General features: G+C 68.2%; 17 protein-coding genes. 4 read left to right on the plus strand and 13 right to left on the minus strand.

What is annotated here, in order from left to right; translation table 11 throughout:
- Positions 1-6 precede the first annotated feature (6 nt).
- On the plus strand, positions 7-1,077 hold the full coding sequence (locus JHC79_RS05165) for an alpha/beta hydrolase (protein ID WP_296389000.1): 1,071 nt from the start codon (positions 7-9) through the stop codon (positions 1,075-1,077).
- 21 nt (positions 1,078-1,098) lie between these two features.
- Here JHC79_RS05165 and deoC read toward each other — a convergent pair whose 3' ends face one another.
- From deoC to JHC79_RS05210, 9 genes are all read right to left on the minus strand, one after another.
- A complete protein-coding gene (gene deoC / locus JHC79_RS05170) occupies positions 1,099-1,788 on the minus strand; it encodes a deoxyribose-phosphate aldolase (protein WP_296389002.1) in 690 nt (229 codons plus the stop codon).
- 2 nt (positions 1,789-1,790) lie between these two features.
- Entirely contained in the window at positions 1,791-3,218 is a 1,428-nt protein-coding gene (locus JHC79_RS05175) for an MFS transporter (protein ID WP_296389005.1), read from the minus strand.
- An 86-nt stretch (positions 3,219-3,304) separates the two neighbouring features.
- Positions 3,305-3,547 carry a hypothetical protein gene (locus JHC79_RS05180; protein WP_296389006.1) on the minus strand — a complete coding sequence of 81 codons (243 nt, stop codon included), beginning with the start codon at positions 3,545-3,547 and terminating at the stop codon, positions 3,305-3,307.
- Between the two features lie 87 nt (positions 3,548-3,634).
- On the minus strand, positions 3,635-5,119 hold the full coding sequence (locus JHC79_RS05185; RefSeq protein WP_296389010.1) for a cryptochrome/photolyase family protein: 1,485 nt from the start codon (positions 5,117-5,119) through the stop codon (positions 3,635-3,637).
- Between the two features lie 7 nt (positions 5,120-5,126).
- Positions 5,127-6,128 carry an LmeA family phospholipid-binding protein gene (locus JHC79_RS05190; protein WP_296389012.1) on the minus strand — a complete coding sequence of 334 codons (1,002 nt, stop codon included), beginning with the start codon at positions 6,126-6,128 and terminating at the stop codon, positions 5,127-5,129.
- Positions 6,129-6,195: 67 nt separating this feature from the next.
- On the minus strand, positions 6,196-7,005 hold the full coding sequence (locus JHC79_RS05195) for a carbon-nitrogen hydrolase family protein (protein ID WP_296389014.1): 810 nt from the start codon (positions 7,003-7,005) through the stop codon (positions 6,196-6,198).
- Between the two features lie 10 nt (positions 7,006-7,015).
- Positions 7,016-7,720 (minus strand): class I SAM-dependent methyltransferase, encoded by a 705-nt coding sequence (locus JHC79_RS05200; protein WP_296389016.1) that lies wholly within the window; start codon positions 7,718-7,720, stop codon positions 7,016-7,018.
- 117 nt (positions 7,721-7,837) lie between these two features.
- Positions 7,838-8,347 carry a DUF2505 domain-containing protein gene (locus tag JHC79_RS05205; RefSeq protein ID WP_296389017.1) on the minus strand — a complete coding sequence of 170 codons (510 nt, stop codon included), beginning with the start codon at positions 8,345-8,347 and terminating at the stop codon, positions 7,838-7,840.
- Between the two features lie 25 nt (positions 8,348-8,372).
- A complete protein-coding gene (locus tag JHC79_RS05210) occupies positions 8,373-8,876 on the minus strand; it encodes a DUF2505 domain-containing protein (protein WP_296389019.1) in 504 nt (167 codons plus the stop codon).
- 26 nt (positions 8,877-8,902) lie between these two features.
- On the opposite strand from JHC79_RS05210, the gene JHC79_RS05215 reads away from it, so the two are divergent.
- Both JHC79_RS05215 and JHC79_RS05220 read left to right on the plus strand, forming a co-directional pair.
- The gene (locus tag JHC79_RS05215; protein WP_296389021.1) at positions 8,903-9,991 is read left to right on the plus strand and encodes a UDP-N-acetylmuramate dehydrogenase; all 1,089 of its coding nucleotides are present in this window, start codon (positions 8,903-8,905) and stop codon (positions 9,989-9,991) included.
- Positions 9,992-10,041: 50 nt separating this feature from the next.
- Positions 10,042-11,358, plus strand: coding sequence for an Ig-like domain-containing protein (locus tag JHC79_RS05220; protein WP_296389022.1), 1,317 nt, complete (start codon positions 10,042-10,044; stop codon positions 11,356-11,358).
- Between the two features lie 6 nt (positions 11,359-11,364).
- Here the strand turns inward: JHC79_RS05220 and JHC79_RS05225 are convergent, their stop codons facing one another.
- On the minus strand, positions 11,365-12,123 hold the full coding sequence (locus tag JHC79_RS05225) for an SDR family oxidoreductase (RefSeq protein WP_296389025.1): 759 nt from the start codon (positions 12,121-12,123) through the stop codon (positions 11,365-11,367).
- Between the two features lie 148 nt (positions 12,124-12,271).
- Here JHC79_RS05225 and JHC79_RS05230 point away from each other — a divergent pair, with 148 nt between their 5' ends.
- Positions 12,272-13,054 (plus strand): transglutaminase family protein, encoded by a 783-nt coding sequence (locus JHC79_RS05230; protein WP_296389026.1) that lies wholly within the window; start codon positions 12,272-12,274, stop codon positions 13,052-13,054.
- A gap of 91 nt (positions 13,055-13,145) precedes the next feature.
- Here JHC79_RS05230 and otsB read toward each other — a convergent pair whose 3' ends face one another.
- From otsB to JHC79_RS05245, 3 genes are all read right to left on the minus strand, one after another.
- The gene (gene otsB, locus JHC79_RS05235; RefSeq protein WP_296389029.1) at positions 13,146-15,704 is read right to left on the minus strand and encodes a trehalose-phosphatase; all 2,559 of its coding nucleotides are present in this window, start codon (positions 15,702-15,704) and stop codon (positions 13,146-13,148) included.
- A 98-nt stretch (positions 15,705-15,802) separates the two neighbouring features.
- On the minus strand, positions 15,803-17,302 hold the full coding sequence (locus tag JHC79_RS05240; protein ID WP_296389030.1) for a trehalose-6-phosphate synthase: 1,500 nt from the start codon (positions 17,300-17,302) through the stop codon (positions 15,803-15,805).
- A gap of 3 nt (positions 17,303-17,305) precedes the next feature.
- Positions 17,306-17,476: a hypothetical protein gene (locus JHC79_RS05245; RefSeq protein ID WP_188485940.1), complete on the minus strand. Its 171-nt coding sequence runs from the start codon at positions 17,474-17,476 to the stop codon at positions 17,306-17,308.
- Positions 17,477-17,478 lie beyond the last annotated feature (2 nt).

The raw sequence follows: 17,478 nt of genomic DNA on the forward strand, positions 1-17,478 counted from the left end.
GATTCCATGAGCAGGTCCAGCAAGGCACTCACCGGACTCGCCGTTGCCGGGGGCGTCGGCGTCGGCGCGGCCGGGATCGGTGTCGGAACGATTCTCACCGCGCTGGTGCGTTCGGCGCTCACCGCGGCCCCGCCGGTCGACGACGGCCCCGACCATCTGCTCGACCGACCACGCGCGACACCCGAGCGGATCGCGGTGCGCGCCGCGGACGGCAACCCGATCAACGTGCTCGCCTACGGACCCGCCGACGGGGATCTGATCGTCGCCGCCCACGGATGGACCTGCAACACCCGGCACTGGTGGGCGCAGATCAACGACTTCGCCGACACGTGCCGCGTCGTGGTCTACGACCAGCGTGGCCATGGCGAGACCCCACTCGGCAAGACCAAGCTCAGCACCGATCTGCTCGGCTCCGATCTGCAATCGGTTCTGCAGGCGGTGGTCCCGCCGGATCGGCGGGCCATCATCGCCGGCCACAGCATGGGCGGGATGTCGGTGCTCGCCTGGGCCGCCAACCATCCGAGCAGCGTCGACCGGTTCGCCAGGGGCGTCGTGCTCACGTCGACGGCCGCGGTGGAGATCATGCAGAACCTCGCGGTGATCCCGGAGGGTTTGCCGCGGTTCACCCGTCCGCTGGAGTACGCGGTGGGTCGGATGATCGCGACCACTCCGCTTCCGTTGCCGCACACCACCGTTTCGCCGAAGATGGCGCAGTACATCGCGCTGAACACCCAGGCCCGACTCGCGCACGTGGAGTTCTGCGACCGGATGATCTCCGAGTGCCCGGCGGTCGCACGGGCACGATGGGGTGCCGCGATGTTGGACCTCGACGTGTGGCAGGGCGTGCTCAACCTGACCGTGCCCACCGCCGTGGTCGTCGGAACCGACGACCGCCTCACCCCGCGCAAGCATTCCGACGCCATCGCCGCGACGCTGGAGGAGGCCGGTCACCTCCACGAGTACCTCGTGCTGCCGCACACGGGGCACATGAGCAACATCGAGGAGCACGACGCCTACGACCGGTTGCTCACCGAGATGCTCGAGAAGACCACCGACAGAGCGCAGTTCATCGCCTGACGGTTGGGCGCCACGCGCCGCTCAGACGTCGTCGAACCCGTCGAGCACCGCCCGCGTGCCCGACAACCCCAGCCGGGTGGCACCGGCGGCGATCAACTCGGCCGCGAACTCCGCGGTTCGGATGCCGCCGGACGCCTTGATACCGACCCGCCCGGGAACGGCGGCGCGCATCAACCGCACGGCCTCGACGCTCGCCCCGCCGGACGGGTGGAACCCGGTCGACGTCTTGACCATCGACGCACCGGCCGCGGCCGCCTTCACACAGACCTGGGTCACACAGTCGGGCCCGCTGAACTCCAACAGGGCCGCTGACTCGATGATCACCTTGAGCACCACCTCGGGGCCCACGGCCTCGCGGACGGTCAGCACATCGGCGAAGATCTCGTCGTAGTGGCCCGCGACGGCGGCGCCGACGTCGATGACCATGTCGATCTCGTGGGCGCCGGAGTCCACGGCGAGCCGCGCCTCGGCCGCCTTCACCAACGAATGATGCTTCCCCGACGGGAATCCCGCGACCACGCAGGTCGCCTGATGGCCGGTGTCGATGGGGAGCATCGAGGGGGACAGGCAGACCGCCGCGACACCCAACTCGGCGGCCTCGGCCACGGTGGCGTCGGCGTCGGCGCGGGTCGCCTCGGGCTTGAGCAGGGTGTGGTCGACGATGGCCGCGACCTGCCGGCGGGTGTACTGCGAGGTGATGGACTCCGTCATGCCTACGAGCGTGGCACACCCGCGATCGCGGTCGCCGACACACCCGCGCGCACGGGTTCGACGAGCACGGCGTCGTCGACCCAGGTGAGGGCCTGATCGGGACGTGATGGCTTGAGGAACGCCGACCCGACGACCGAGATGACCGCGGTCGCCACGAGATAACCTGCCGCGCCCCAGGGCTTCCCGTTGCCGCCGTGGATGAGTGCGGTGAGGATCAGCGGTGTGAGGCCGGATGCGTAGACGCCTGCGAAGTTGTAGATGAACGAGATGCCGGTGTACCGCACCTCGGTGGGGTACACCAGCGCGTACAGCGTGCCCTGCGCGCCGTAGAACCAGCCGTGTACGAGACCGAACACGATCACCAGGCCGACGGTGAACCAGACGATGTCGCGGGTGCTGAACAGTGCGAACACCGGGTAGACGGCCACACCGTAGGCGGCGACACCGCTGATGAAGATCCATTTGGGGGAGATGCGGTCGGCCATCATGCCGGAGAAGGGGATCACGGCGGCCATCACCCCGGTCGCGATCGTCACCGACCACAGGACCGACACGTTGTCCATCGCCAGCGTGCCGGTGGCGTAGGTGATGGCGAAGACGCCCCACGTGTTGAACGCCGCGCCCTCCGCCCAACGGGACAGCAGGCCGAAGAACGTCTGGCGACGCAGATGACGATCGGCGAACAGCGCCGCGATGGGGGCGCGCACGGTGGTCACCGCGCGTTCGGCGGCCCGGAACGACGGGGTCTCGTCGACGACGAGACGGACCACGAAGCCGACGATCACCAGGATGACGCTCACGCCGAACGCGATGCGCCAGCCGTAGGCGAGGAACTCGGCGGTGTCGAAGACGGTCTGCAGCGTCGCGAACACCGCGGTGCCGAGTCCGAGACCCAACGCCAACCCGATCTGCGGGATCGACCCGAAGAAGCCGGTCCGCCCGCGCGGTCCGTGTTCGACCGACATCAGGACCGCGCCGGCCCACTCGCCGCCGAGAGCGAACCCCTGCACGACTCGCAGCACCAACAGCAGGATTGGCGCCGCGACCCCGACCTGTGTGGCGGTCGGCAGCACCGCCATCAGTGCGGTCGCGACACCCATCAGCAGCATCGTGACGGCGAGCGTGCGTTTGCGACCGATCTTGTCGCCGATGTGGCCGAACACCACGCCGCCGATGGGGCGGACGACGAAGCCGACCGCGAATGTCGCCAACGACAGCATGGTCCCGACGTACGAGCTGCTGTCGGGGAAGAAGAGTTTGTTGAACACGATCGACGCGGCCGTGGCGTAGAGGAAGAAGTCGTACCACTCGATGGTGGTGCCCAGCAGTGCCGACGCGATGACCAGACGCAGCCGGGTCGGGTCCGTCGGTGCGCTCCCCGAGCCATCCGGGGTGGGTCGTGCGGACGCTTCGACGGTTTTCACAGACACGCGATCCGACGCTATGCGTGCCCGTCACGTGCCGTCGACGGTTAGACCCTCGGCGGGTTCAACTCGGCCGTGGTGGTCGGTGTGCGTCAGATCCGGGTGCGTGCCATCCGGGTGTCGCGGAGCAACGCGTTGACCACGAACAGCAGCGTGCCCGCGACCAGCGCAGAGACCCCGGCCGCGAGAATCCAGTGCTCCAGCGGGTATTCGTGCCGCGGGCCGTAGTCGACGGCGGTCGAATAGAACAGGGTGACGGCGAAGACCGCCACCGCGGCGTACAGGACGCCGACATAACTCACGATCGCGACCGCGGCTCGGTTCTGCTCAGGCATGATCACGTGCACCTCGTCTCGCCCCTGTGGGAACTGTCGCCGATCGTACGCGCGCCGCCTCTGTGGCGTCGGCGTTCGACCGCGTCTTCAGAACACCTCCCGGTCGGCTTCCTGCTCGAGCACCGCGTCGAGGTCGGAGAGGCGGTTCATCGTCGAGACCGCGCGTGCGGTGCGGTGATTGGCCGACAACATCTCCTGGTGTCGATGGGTGAACGCCCAGTACCCGGCGGTGAACGGGCAGGCGTCGTCGCCGACCCGCTTCTTCGGGTTGTAGTCGCAGGAGCGACAGTGGTCGGACATCTTGTTGATGTACGCGCCGCCGGATGTGTACGGCTTCGTGGCCATCAGTCCGCCGTCGGCGTGTTGGCTCATCCCGATGACGTTGACCGGCATGACCCATTCGTATCCGTCGACGAAGTTGGCGCGGAACCACTCGGTCAGTTCGGCCGGGTCGTAGTTCCGCTGCAGCGCATGGCTGCCCAGGATCATCAACCGCGGGATGTGGTGGACCCAGCCGCGGTCGCGGACGCCCTCGAGCGCGTCCGACAGGCACCGGGCGGTCACGGCGTCGGCGTCGAGATCACGGAACCAGTCCGGCAGCGGTACATGCGCATCGAGCTTGTTGTTCGTCACGTACTCCGCACCGAAGTGCCAGTAGAGATGCCAGACGAATTCGCGCCACCCGATGATCTGGCGGATGAAGCCCTCGGCGGCGGCGAGGTCCACGTCGCCGCTGCGTGCGGCGTCCTCGGCGGCGTGCACCACGTCGAGGGGATCGAGCAGTGACAGGTTCAGCGGCACCGACAGAAGCGAGTGCGACATCGTCCAGTCCGCCCCCATGATGGCGTCCTCGTAGCGGCCGAACGTCGCGAGCCGCTGGTCGATGAAGGTGCGCAGGGCCTCGTTCGCCTCGTCGGTGGTCACCGCGAACAGGCGCGGGCCGTCGGCGCCGGACCACTCGATCTCGAGGGCGTCGAGGTCGGCGCGGACCTGTTCGTCGATCTCGTCCTCGGTCGGCCACCAGGGCGGGTCGACCCCGAGGGTCTCGGACTTCGGCGGCGACTCCCGGTTCTCGTGGTCGTAGTTCCACGTCCCGCCCGCGGGCCGGTCGCCGTCCATGAGGATGTCGAAACGGCGGCGTTGTTCGCGGTAGAAGGTCTCCATCCGGAACGACGACGCCGTGCCCGCCCAGGTCTCGAAGTCGTCCCGCGACAGTGCGAACGACGGGTTCGGCAGCACCTCGGCGACGAGGCCCTCCTCGGCGAGGGCGTGCACGAAATCGTGCGCCGCCCGCGAGGTGGGTTCGTGGACGACGACCGGACGGCCGAGTTGGACGAGCGCGTCGCGGTAGCCGTCGGCCTGCCACAGTTGCGCGCGCTCACCGAGTTCGGCTGCGAGGTGCCGCATCCCCGACAGCAGCAGGTGCGCCTTCTGTCGATGACCGCCGCGACGCCGCAGCGCCGCGGTCGACTCGATGAGGATGATCTCGCGATCGGCGTGTTCCGGCGCCGAGTGGATGTGGCGGCCGAGCTGATCGGCGAAGAGCCACAACGGTTCCGGTGTCGAGGTCATGGGCGCATCAGATGACGGTGCAGGTGGTCTGGCTCTGCTGGTTCGGCGTCGACCCGAGCGTGCTCTCGTCGAGCGGCACGTCGGTCCCGGTGACCGCGAAGTCGACACCGCTGGAGGTGACGGCGAGCTTGTCGATCGACAGCTGGTCGAACAGCGGCGGGAACAGCGACTTCGACACCCCGTCGACGAGGGTCTGCGCGAAGTTCGACGGGATGCCGAACACGAGCGCGCTGGCCTTGACCACCTGGAATTCGATCTTGCCGCCGGTGGTGACGGGCTTGATCTCGGTGCTCACCGGGATCGAGATCAGCCCGGCCAGGCTCACGCCCGCGGTGACGGTGATGGTGCCGCTCGACGGATTGCCGGTGACGTTGTCCAGCGTGAAGTCACCGAACAGGCCGCCCAGGCCGGTCGACGGCTGCTGGCTGTTCTCGGTGGACTGCTGCGACGTCTGCTTGCTCAGCTCGACGATTCGCGCGAACGGGACCGAGCCGGTGGCGGCGAGCCTGCCGATGGTCGAGCCGCCGGAGACGCCCTTGATGTTGTCGGCGCGGCCGTGGAGTTCGATGGCCGACCCGTCGTCACCGGAGGTGTCGATCTGGACGTAGGGGACCTCTTTGGTCGCCGCCTGCAACAGCATGGGCTTCTTGCTCAACGACACCGACGCCGATGAGCCGGTCAGCTCCGCGAACGACTTCTGCAGGCAGTCCTTGGTCGCGCTGCGCAGATAGAGCTCACTGCCCACGCCGGCGATGACCAACACGAGCACCAGCACCAGGGCGCTGATCGTGACGATCACACCCACGCGACGACGCGGTTTCGCCGGCTTCGGCGGCTCACCCGCGGGCTCCGACCGGTCGTCGAACCCCCCACCCGGCGGAGGCGGTCCCGACGGCGGGCCGTATCCGGGCACGGCCGGATACTCCGTTCCCGGAGGAGCCTCGAACGGCCGGGTCTGTGAATAGGCCTTGGCGGTGGGGGCGTCGTCGTTGTCGTTGCGCTCATTCATCGCCCTCGATTCTGCCTGCCCAAGTTGTGCCGATCGTGAGACTTCTCTGAAAGGTCCGACCGCGTCGTCAGACGTGCAGCATCCTGTTCTCGAGCACCGCGATCGTCGACCGGGCCGCGTCGACGCGGTCGAAGTCGAGAACGTGCAGGTCGAGACGTTCTTCGTCGCCGTATTCGGCGAGAACGTCACCGAACGGGTCGACGAGCAGGGAGTGGCCGATCCCGGTCGGCGCGGTGGAGTCCGCGACGTCGGGATCCGATGGGACGGGCTGACCCACCGCGGCGACGATGGTGCTGCTGTCGAGTGCACGGGCCTGGGCCAACACCCTCCATTGCTGCTGCTTGCCCGGTCCGGCGCCCCACGACGCCGGGACGACGATCAGCTCGGCGCCGGCCGTCGCGAGGGTCGTGAACAGTTCGGGGAAGCGGATGTCGTAGCAGGTCGCGAGTCCGACGGTGTGTCCGGCGACCTCGATCACCACCGGGGTCGACCCGGGAGCGACCGTCGCGGACTCGCGGAACCCGAACGCGTCGTAGAGGTGGATCTTGTCGTAGGAGGTCACGGTCCCGTCCGGCGCGGCGGCGATCAGCGTGTTGCGCACCCGTCGTCGGCCGTCGAGGGTGTCGGCCGGGGTGAACATCCCCGCCACGATCGTCACGCCGAACGCGGTGGCGGCGTCGCGCACGCCGGTGGCCCACGGACCGTCCAGGGGTTCGGCGATCGGGGCCAGGGAGACCCCGAACCGGCACATCATCGCTTCCGGGAACACGATCAGATCGGCGCCGTCGGCCGCGGCCTGTTCGGCCCGGGTGCGCAGCAGGTCCAGGTTGGCGGCGGGATCGGTCCCGCTGGGAACCTGGGCCATCGCGATACGCATGTGCCCGATTCTACGGTCGGACGGGCGAGACCACGTCCCACGGGACGGTCAGCACGTTGTCGCGAAGACGTCTGCGGGGTAGCTCGCAGGGCACGCCCTGCCCGTGCAGCGCGGTCCGGGCGTGATTCCAGCGAATGCGGCGGCCGTAGGGCGCGTAGTGCGCCGCGGCGTCCCAACACCGGTCGGCGGCGGTCAGCAGATCGTGGATCGGGCGTCCCGGGACGTTGTGGTGGATCAGTGCCTTGGGCAGTCGTGCGGCGATGTCGGACGGACGATCGGTGTGGTCGGGGTCCCAGGCGAGGGTGAGGGAACGCGGTCCGTCGGCGTCGAGCAGGATCCAGGCGCATCGTCGACCGATCTCGTCGCACGTGCCCTCGACGATCAGACCGCCGGGCGCGAGGCCGGCCTGCATCCGGGCCCACGCGGGACCCACCTCGGACTCGTCGTACTGTCGCAGGACGTTGAAGGCGCGGACCAGGTGCGGGCGCAGTCCGGCGAGTTCGAAACCGCCGCGGGCGAAGCGCACGCCCTCGCGGGCGTCGACCACCCGGGCGGGGTCGATCTCCAGACCCACGAGAGTCGTCCGCGGTGCCACCGCGCGGAGTCGGCGCGACATCTCCACCGCGGTGTCGGGGCGATCGCCGTAGCCCAGGTCGACCGCGAGCGGATCATGCTGTGCGTGAAGGAGTTCGACGATCTCGGGGCGCCCGGCCATCCACCGATCGACACGACGCAACCGATTGAGGTTGGTGGTGCCCCGGGTGATGTGCCCCTCCGGGGATGGCGCTGTCCGTACGGACCCGTCGGGACCCACGCGAACCCAGGTGGAAGGTCAGCTGTTCTTGGCGATCCAGTCGGCCGTGAACTCCGCCTCTCCGCGGAACAGGTCGACGAGGTTCACCAGGATGAGCTGCTCGAGTTTGCCGTTGACGAACGGGACGTAGACCTTGACCTCGGTCGTGCGTCGCAGCGTGCACCCGGTGTCGGTGGGGAACAGCTCCTGCACGCCCGTGACGTTGCCCGGACCGGCGGGGATGCCCGCGCTGTAGGTGCCCTCGGTCTTCTCGGGGTTGTACGGCCCGAGGAATTCCTTGCGGGTGATGATCATGTCCTTCTTGATCACCGCGCTGGCGATGGCCGGCAGATCGGACTTCGGGAGGGTCTGCACGAGAACGATGTCGACACCGTTCTCGTCGACGACGAACTTGTCGACGTCGGACTGCGGGGTCAGCTTGCGGAACTCGACCATCTGGTCGTCCCAGAACTCGCGGCTGGACAGTGCCGAGTAGACCTTCTCGGTTGGATGCTCATATCGGGCTGAATAACTGAGACGGCGCGCCATGGTGGTTACCGTACCGTCCTGGTGATCAGCGGTGCTCCTCGTGCCAGGCAACCGTGAAATCACGCTCGGCGTCGAGGAGGTCGGTGAGTTTCTCGGCGATCAGCTTCTCGATCTTGCCGCCGACCAATGGGATTCGGACAGTGACCGAGCCGGTGTAGACGATGGTGCACTCGTCGGCGGTACCGGTGGCGTCCACCGTGCCCTTCGTGGTCGCGGGCGCCCCGACCACATCGGCGGCGAACGTGCCCGTGGTGTGGGCATCGGTGTGGAACTCCCAGGTCATCGACCGTTTGATGGCCAGGTCGCCGGACACCAGCTTGGTGACCGCCGAGGGGAGCTTGTCGGCCGGGATGTGCTGGGTGAGGTGCACCTGCGCCGTGTCGGTGTCCACGTCGGCCGAGTTCAGCTCGCCGGGGGCCGCCTTGATGCTCGTCGCCAGCGTCTCCCAGTAATCGGGGGCGGAGATCGCCGCGACGTACGCAGCCATCCCGAACGGGCAGGTGATCGTGTGCCGCAGCTTCGTCGCCATGATCTGCAGACGTTACCGTTGACACCGTGAGCCCCGAACGCGCATACGCGGATTGCCCCGGTCAGCCGGTGTCGCTGTCGCAGCTCACCACCCTGCGACTCGGCGGTCCGGCCCGTGCCTTCGTGCGTGTGACCACCACCGATGACCTCGTCGCGACCCTCACGCGCCTCGATCGCGCGGGCGAACCCACGCTGCTGGTCGGCGGCGGTTCCAATCTCGTTGTCTCCGACGACGGTTTCGCCGGGACCGTGGTGCAGATCGCCAACGACGAGGTCCGCTACGACGTCGCCCCGGATGGCGCTCCCCGGGTGGTCGCCGATGCGGGTGCCGACTGGGACGCCGTGGTCGCCGACACCGTCGAGCGGAACCTCGGAGGACTCGAGTGCCTGTCCGGGATCCCCGGGGCGGTCGGGTCGACGCCGGTGCAGAACGTCGGCGCGTACGGCGTGGAGATCGCCGACGTCCTCGACGGCGTCGAGGTGCTCGATCGCGCCGACGGCACACTGCGGTGGATCACCCCGTCCGAACTCGCCCTGGCGTACCGGACCAGCGCTCTCAAGCATCACGACGACCGAGTCGTGGTCCGGGTCGCCATGCGGCTGACCGACGACGGTCTCAGTGCGCCCATCCGCTATCGCGAACTCGCGCACACGCTCGGGGTCGAGCAGGGCGAGCGGGTCCCGGTCGCCGTCGTCCGCGAACAGGTCCTCGCGCTGCGGTCCGGCAAGGGGATGGTGCTCGACGCCGCCGACCACGACACGTGGAGCGCGGGGTCGTTCTTCACCAATCCGATCGTCACCGACGATGATCTCCCTCACATCCTGGAGGCCATCGCAGCGCGGGTGGGAGACGTGCCGGTACCCCGATTCGCCGCCGACGGTGGCGTCAAACTGTCCGCCGGGTGGCTCATCGAGCGTGCCGGGTTCTCCCGCGGACACCCCGACGAGACCGCTTCTGTACGGCTGTCCACCAAGCACACCCTGGCCATCACCAACCGTGGCGGCGCCACGACGGAAGAACTTCTCACCCTCGCCCGCCAGGTGCGCGACGGTGTCGAGGCCGCGTTCGGGGTCCGTCTCGAACCCGAGCCGGTGCTGGTCGGCTGCTGCCTCTAGGCTCGTCGGCCGGAAGGAGCACCGCAGATCACCAGGTAATGTCGGTGTACATGATCGACAGTCGTGACCCAGTGCGGTTGACCAGGCGAGGGGCTCTCGCGGCTTTGGCCGTGGGCGCGGTCGGTGTGACCGCCGCAGCCTGCAGCAAGAGCGACAACGGTGGCTCGTCCACCGGTGTCGCGGCGTCGAAGAGCGCCGAGCCGACCGCGGAGATCAGTTACCTGCCGAAGTTGGACTCCGACGCCAACCCCAGCCCGACGGCCGAGTTCGCCGTCAAGGTGTCCAAGGGACAGCTCAACCCGGACGTCAAGCTCACCAACGCCCGCGGCACCGTCGTCACCGGCACGTTGTCGGAGGACCGGTCGACGTACACCGTCACCGAGCCGCTCGGGTACGGCGGCACCTACACCTGGTCCGGCTCGGCGACCGGTGAGGACCGCAAGGTCGTTCCGATCGAGGGCACTGTCACCACACTGACCCCGCAGGAGCAGGTCAACGTCGTGGTGAACATCGCCGACGGCCAGGAGGTCGGCATCGCCGCGCCCCTGATCCTGAAGTTCGACTCGACCATCTCGGACAAGAAGGCCGTCGAGCGTGCGCTGAAGGTGACGACCACGCCGCCCACCGAGGGCAGCTGGGCCTGGCTCCCCGAGGACAACGGCTCACGCGCGCACTGGCGCAGCAAGGAGTACTTCGCTCCGGGGACCAAGGTGTCGATGAAGGCATCGCTGTACGGCCTCGACCACGGCGACGGTGCCTACGGTGCCGCCGACGTCACGAGCGATTTCGTCATCGGTCGCGCGCAGATCGTCAAGGCCGACGCGACGTCGTTCAAGATCGACGTCATGCAGGGCAGCAATGTCCTGATGACCCTGCCGTGCAGCTACGGCAGCGGCGACCTCGACCGCAACGTGACGCGCTCGGGCATCCACGTGGTGAGCGAGAAGCACGAGGACTTCTACATGTCCAACCCCGCGGCCGGGTACTTCAACATCCGCGAGCGGTTCGCGGTGCGCATCTCCAACAACGGCGAGTTCATCCACGCCAACCCGGAGACCACCGGTGTGCAGGGGTCGTCCAACGTGACCAACGGCTGCATCAACCTGTCGCTGGACAACGCCCAGCAGTACTTCGGAGTCGCGATCTACGGAGATCCGGTCGAGGTCACCAACACCCGGATCCCGCTGTCGGAGGCCGACGGCGACATCTACGACTGGACGTTCTCCTGGGACGACTGGAAGTCGATGTCGGCGCTGGAGGGTGAGGTCACCAGTTCGACCGCACCGGCCACCCCGTCGAATGCCCCTCAGCTGTCCGGCATACCGACCACCTCGGCGGCCCCGGCACGCCAGGGCCCGACGGGCTGACCGGACCTATCCGGTCTTGATGTTGCGGCGTGCGCTGGCCTGATCGCGGGGCTTGAGCAGGATCTGGTCGAGGTTGACGTGCGGCGGGCGTGAGGCGACGAAGCCGATCACCTCTGCGACGTCGTCTGCGGTGAGCGGGGTCAAGCCGTCGTAGACCGCGTCGGCGCGTTCCTGATCACCGTCGAACCGAACCAGCGAGAACTCGGTCTCCACCATGCCGGGCAGGATCTCGGTGAAGCGGACCGGTTGGCCGATGAGCTCGAGCCGCAGCGTGCGGTGCAGGACCGCCTGCGCGTGCTTGGCCGAGGTGTAACCGGCGCCGTTGTCGTAGGCCTCGATGGCCGCGATCGACGTGACGGTGACGATCAGCCCGTCGCCGGACGCGATCAGTGCGGGGAGCAGCGCCTTGGTCATCCGCAGCGTGCCGAGCACGTTCGTCTCCCACATCCACCGCCACTCGTCGAGATCGGCGTCGGCCACCGTGGACAGTCCGCGTGCGCCGCCGGCGTTGTTGACGAGGATGTCGACGGAGTCGAGTTGATCGCAGAACCGGGCGACGGAGTCGTCGTCGGTGACGTCGAGCTCGATGGCGCGACCGTTGATCGAGTCGGCCACCTCGCTGAGTCGGTCTAGTCGACGGGCGCCGATCACGACCTCATAGCCCTGTGCGGCAAGCGTTCTCGCGGTCGCCTCGCCGATGCCCGAACTGGCGCCGGTGACAACCGCGACCGGTCGGGGGTCAGACGGCTTCGATGTGTCGCTCATGTCCACGAGTTTACGGTTGCGGCGTGCGCACCTTAGGCTTAGGCCCACAGGCGCCTTGAAGCAGGTCGAGGACCGCCGTATCGCAGAGATTCACCGACGGTTAGGGCGCCGACCGCACATGGGCACAATCAAGCGTGACGTTTCATCGATGATGGACATCTGGGTGGATTCGGCCACCGAACTCGAGTTGCAGGTCACCGTTGCGCGTCTCCCGGGGATGGACCTCGTCGAGACCCTGTCGGTGTCGGTGAACGGCAATTCCGTGACCCCCGAGGAGATCATTGGGGAGGTCGGCACCCGGATCCATCGGCTGAACGTGGAGCGCGGCAACGTCCTCGTGCAGTACTCCGCGGCGATCAACACCCCGGCCGATCCCGTCGCGGTGCAGGTCGGCGAGCGGTCGTTGTACCTGCGTCCCAGTCGGTACGCCGAGGCGGACAAGTTCTTCGGTTACGTCTCAGCGGAATTCGATCTGAGCAAGCCGCCGATCGATCTGCTCTACGAGGTGTCGCGGTTCGTCGCGGCGCGCCTGAACTACATCCCCGGTGCCAGCGACCCGATCGACGGCGCCGCGGACACGCTGCTGGCCAACGCCGGTGTGTGCCGCGACTTCGCCCACCTCGTGGTCGCGTTGCTGCGGGCGCTGAACATCCCGGCCCGCCTTGTCGCCGTCTACGCGCCGGGTTGTGTCCCGATGGACTTCCATGCCGTCGCCGAGGCATTGATCGACGACAAGTGGCTCGTCGTGGACGCCACCGGACTGGCGCCTCGCCAGGCGTTGGTCCGCATCGCGACCGGTCGCGACGCCGCCGACACGGCGTTCCTCGACAACCACTCGGGCAACATCACACTGAACAACTACGAGGTCATCGCGACCGTCGACGGGGACCTGCCCATCGACAACGGCGCCGACCACATCAGCATCGGCTGATCGCACTTTCGCGCTGACATCGTCCGATATGGGACTCGTCGAGGGCAATATGCCCTCGACGGCCCGTATGTCGGACGATGTCAGCGAACGGTCAGGCTCCGAGCAGGGCGGCGCAGCGCAGCAGACCGATGTGGCTGTACGCCTGCGGGTGGTTGCCCAGTGAGCGTTCGGCGACGGGGTCGTACTCCTCGGACAGCAGGCCGGTGGGGCCGGCGGCCTTGACGAGCTGGTCGAACAGCGCCTCGGCGTCCGAACGGCGGCCGATGAGCAGGTAGGCCTCCACGAGCCAGGCGGCACACAGGTGGAAGCCGCCCTCGCCGCCGGGCAGGCCGTCGTCGTGGTGGTAGCGGTACACCGTTGCGCCACTGCGTAGTTCGGCCTCGGTGGCCTTGACCGTCTGAGCGAATCGCTCGTCGGTCGGGTCGATGAGCCCGGACAAACCGATGTGCAGGGTGGCGGCGTCGAGGTCGATGCCGTCGTATGCGGCGGTGAACGACTTGGCCGAGGCGTTCCATCCCTGCTCGAGGACCTGCGCCGCGATCACGTCGCGCAGCACCGACCAGCCCGGCTCCACCTCCCGGCCGAAGCGGGCGCCGATGCTCAGCGCGCGGTCGACGGTCAACCAGCACATGACCTTCGAGTACACGTGGTGGCGCGGGTTGCCGCGGATTTCCCAGATGCCGTGATCGGGCTCGAACCACCGACGTTCCACGGCCCAGACCATGTTGGCGACCAGATCCCAGTCGGCGTCGGTGAGCGGCGTCGTGGATCCGGCTGCCGCGCGCGCGTCGGCGAGGTGCCCGATGAGCTCGACGATCGGGCCGAACACGTCGAGCTGCACCTGCTGGTTGGCGGCGTTGCCGACCCGGACCGGCCGCGAGCCCGCGTATCCGGGCAGCGAGTCGATGATCGCCTCGGGCGGCAGGCCACCACCGGCGAGGGTGTAGAGCGGGTGCAGCCATTCGGGGCCGTTGACCGTTCCCAACACCCGGTAGAGCCAGTTCAGATAGCCTTCGGCCTCGGCGTGCGACCCCACCGACACCAACGCCGACGCGGTCATCGCGGCGTCGCGCAGCCAGCAGTAGCGATAGTCCCAGTTGCGGACGCCACCGATCTCCTCGGGCAGCGACGTCGTCGCCGCGGCCATGATCGACCCGGAATCGGCGTGCACGAGTCCGCGCAACGTCAGCGCAGAACGCTTCATCAGGTCGGGCTTGAGACCGGGCAGCGTCAGGCGGGAGACCCAGTCGCTCCAGTAGGTCTCGGTGAGTGCACGACGCTGTTCCTCGCTGCGCTCCTCCTCGCCGATGTAGTCGGTGCCACAACGCAACTCGAGGACGATCGGCCCGTCGGAGGGATCGACGACGGCGGTCGCGCGCTGGTAGAAACGGTCGGTGTCGATGCGCCAGGTGACCCCCGGCGACCGCAACACGATGGGCTCGTTCGAGCCGAGCACCCGCAGGCCCTCGTCGACGGCCTCGAGCTGGACGCTGGCCTGACCGAACTCCGGTCGCGGCGCGAACTCGACGAGCGTCGGCACGGTGCCGGTGACCACGCGCACTAGATCGGTACGGCCCGGTGCGACATCGTGCGGCAGGTAGTCGATGACCTCGAGCCCGGCCCAACGTGTCTGGATCGTCATCGTGCCGTCGACATAGCGCTGGCTCTGCGGCAGCGGAGGACGCCGGTCGTCGTCGACCCACGGTCGGACACCGAACTCGCCTGCGTCGACGGTGCCCAGCAGGCTGGCGAACACGGCGGCCGAATCGGGCTCGGGATGACACATCCAGCAGATCTTGGCGTCCGGCGTCATCAACGCGACGGTGCGCGGCGACGCCAGCATCGACAACCGCTCGATCGGGGCGGCGTTCTCCCCGCGCAGCCACGCGCGGCGCTCCTCGTAGAGGAAGGCCAGGGCCGTCGCGACGTCGTCGGTGGTGGACACCCGGTAGGTGGCGAGGGTGTCGCCGTCGCCGACCTTGACCCCGAAATCAGGTCCGTGCAGCCGGCGGAAGGCCTTCTCGTCGGTGACGTCGTCGCCGAAGAAGATGGCCGCGCCCGCGCCCGCCTGGTGGCGGAGGATGTCGAGCGCCTGGCCCTTGTCGGTCCGGATGACGGCCAGTTCGATGACCGACTTGCCCTCGGTGACCTGCACCCCGTCCCACGACGCGGGCCCGGTGCGCACTCGATGGATGGCGGCGTCGGCATCGGTCGTCGAGGCGTTGCGCACGTGTAGCGCGGTGCTGGCGGGCTTGGTCTCGACGGTGACACCGGAGTAGTCGACGGCGATGGCACGCAGTTCGGTGATCACCGTGTCCAGCAGTTCGTTGGCCGCGGGGCTGATCTCGTGCACGAAGCCGATGTCGAATTCACTGCCGTGGCTGCCCACGAGGTGGACCTCGGCGGGCAGGCGCGACAGCGTCGCGAGGTCGCGCAGCGCGCGCCCGGAGATGACCGCGGCGGTGGTGGAGTCGAGGTCGGCGATCGCGCGCATCGCCCGGACCGAATCGGGATTGGGTCGGGCGTCCTCGGGTCGCGACACGATCGGGGCCATGCAGCCGTCGTAGTCGGAGGCGACGAGAAGCCGAGGAGTGCGCGCTATGTCCTTCAACGCGCGACGAAGTTCTGGTGCTAGATCTTGGGCACTCACCCGGTGAGTCTAGAGCGAGAAACCAGGTACCCGTCCAATCGAGCGGACCCCTGTCGGCGATCGGTGGTGAGGGCGCTCACTCCTCGACCGTGACGGAGTCACTCCTCGACTATGTCGACGCCGCGGTTGGCGCTCGACGTCGTCTCCTGGGTGCTGCCGAGGGCTCCGAGGAAGCTCTCGGCCCACCGGCTCACGTCGTGCGCGAGGACCTGCCTGCGCAGCGCCCGCATGCGTCGGCGACCTTCCTCGTCGTCCTGGTCCACCGCGGCCATGATCGCGTCCTTGACGCCGTCGAGGTCGTACGGATTGGCCTGGTAGGCAGAGCGCAGTTCGGCCGCGGCACCGGTGAACTCGCTGAGCACCAGCGCGCCCCCGAGGTCGCTGCGGCAGGCGACGTACTCCTTGGCCACCAGGTTCATGCCGTCGCGCAGTGGCGTCACCAACATGACATCGGCGGCGACGAAGAAGGCGATGAGCTCGTCGCGGTCGACCGGGCGATGCAGGTACTGCACGACCTGGTGTGCGACCTCGCCGTAGGTGCCGTTGATGTTGCCGACGAGCTGCTCGATGCCCGCGCGCATCTGGATGTAGCTGTCCACGCGCTCGCGGCTGGGGGTGGCCAGCTGGATCATCACGGTGTCGGACGGGTCGATGCGCCCCTCGGCCAACAGCTCCGACAACGCCTGCAGGCGGACGTCGATGCCCTTGGTGTAGTCGAGACGGTCGACGCCCAGCAGGATCGTCGACGGGTTGCCCAGCTCGGTACGGATCTGGGCGGCGCGGGCGCGGATCTTGCGCGACCGCGACTCGGCGTCGAGAGCGCCGGAGTCGATGGAGATGGGGAAGGCGCCCACACGAACGTGTCGGAAACCGACCTGGACGACACCGAACTTCGAGCGCACCCCGACGGTGCCCTTCGACGTCGCCTGACCGGCGAGTCGGCGCGCGAGGTAGAGGAAGTTCTGGGCGCCGCCGGGCAGATGGAAACCGATGAGGTCGGCGCCGAGCAATCCCTCGACGATCTCCGTACGCCACGGGAGCTGCATGAACAGCTCGACCGGCGGGAACGGGATGTGCAGGAAGAAGCCGATCTTGAGATCGGGGCGGAGCATGCGCAGCATCTTCGGGACGAGCTGCAGCTGGTAGTCCTGGATCCAGACCATCGCGCCCTCGGACGCCGCGGCGGACGCGGCCTCGGCGAAGCGCCGGTTGACCTCGACGTAGGCGTTCCACCACTCGCGGTGATACTCCGGCTTGACCAGGACGTCGTGGTAGAGCGGCCACAGGGTGGCGTTGGAGAACCCCTCGTAGTACTCGTTGATCTCCGATGCGCTGAGCGGGACAGAGATCAGCTGCAGGCCGTCGACGACGGGGTTGTCGTGCGAGTCGGGAACACCCGACCAGCCGACCCACGCACCGGTCTGTGACCGCAGGATCGGCTCGAGGGCCGTGACGAGACCGCCGGGACTGCGCTTCCAGCGGATCGAGCCGTCGGGGAGGGTTTCCTTGTCGACCGGGAGACGGTTGGCGACCACGACGAAATCCGCCGTGTGCAACTCATCGGGGTCGATCTGGAGGTCGGTTCCGGTCTCGCTCACCACTCAGGCTTCGTCGGTGGGTGCGATCCCGAGCATGGCCAGCAGCATCCGGCACTCGTCGGCGTCGGTGGCGAACGCGGCCACCACGCGACGCGCGGCACGGGCTGTCTCGTCTGCGACCGTCGCCAGTTCTTCGTCGGGAATGTCGGTCTTGTCCGTGGTCTTCGCTGGCATGA

Source organism: Williamsia sp., assembly GCF_016462415.1.
GTDB lineage: Bacteria > Actinomycetota > Actinomycetes > Mycobacteriales > Mycobacteriaceae > Williamsia_A.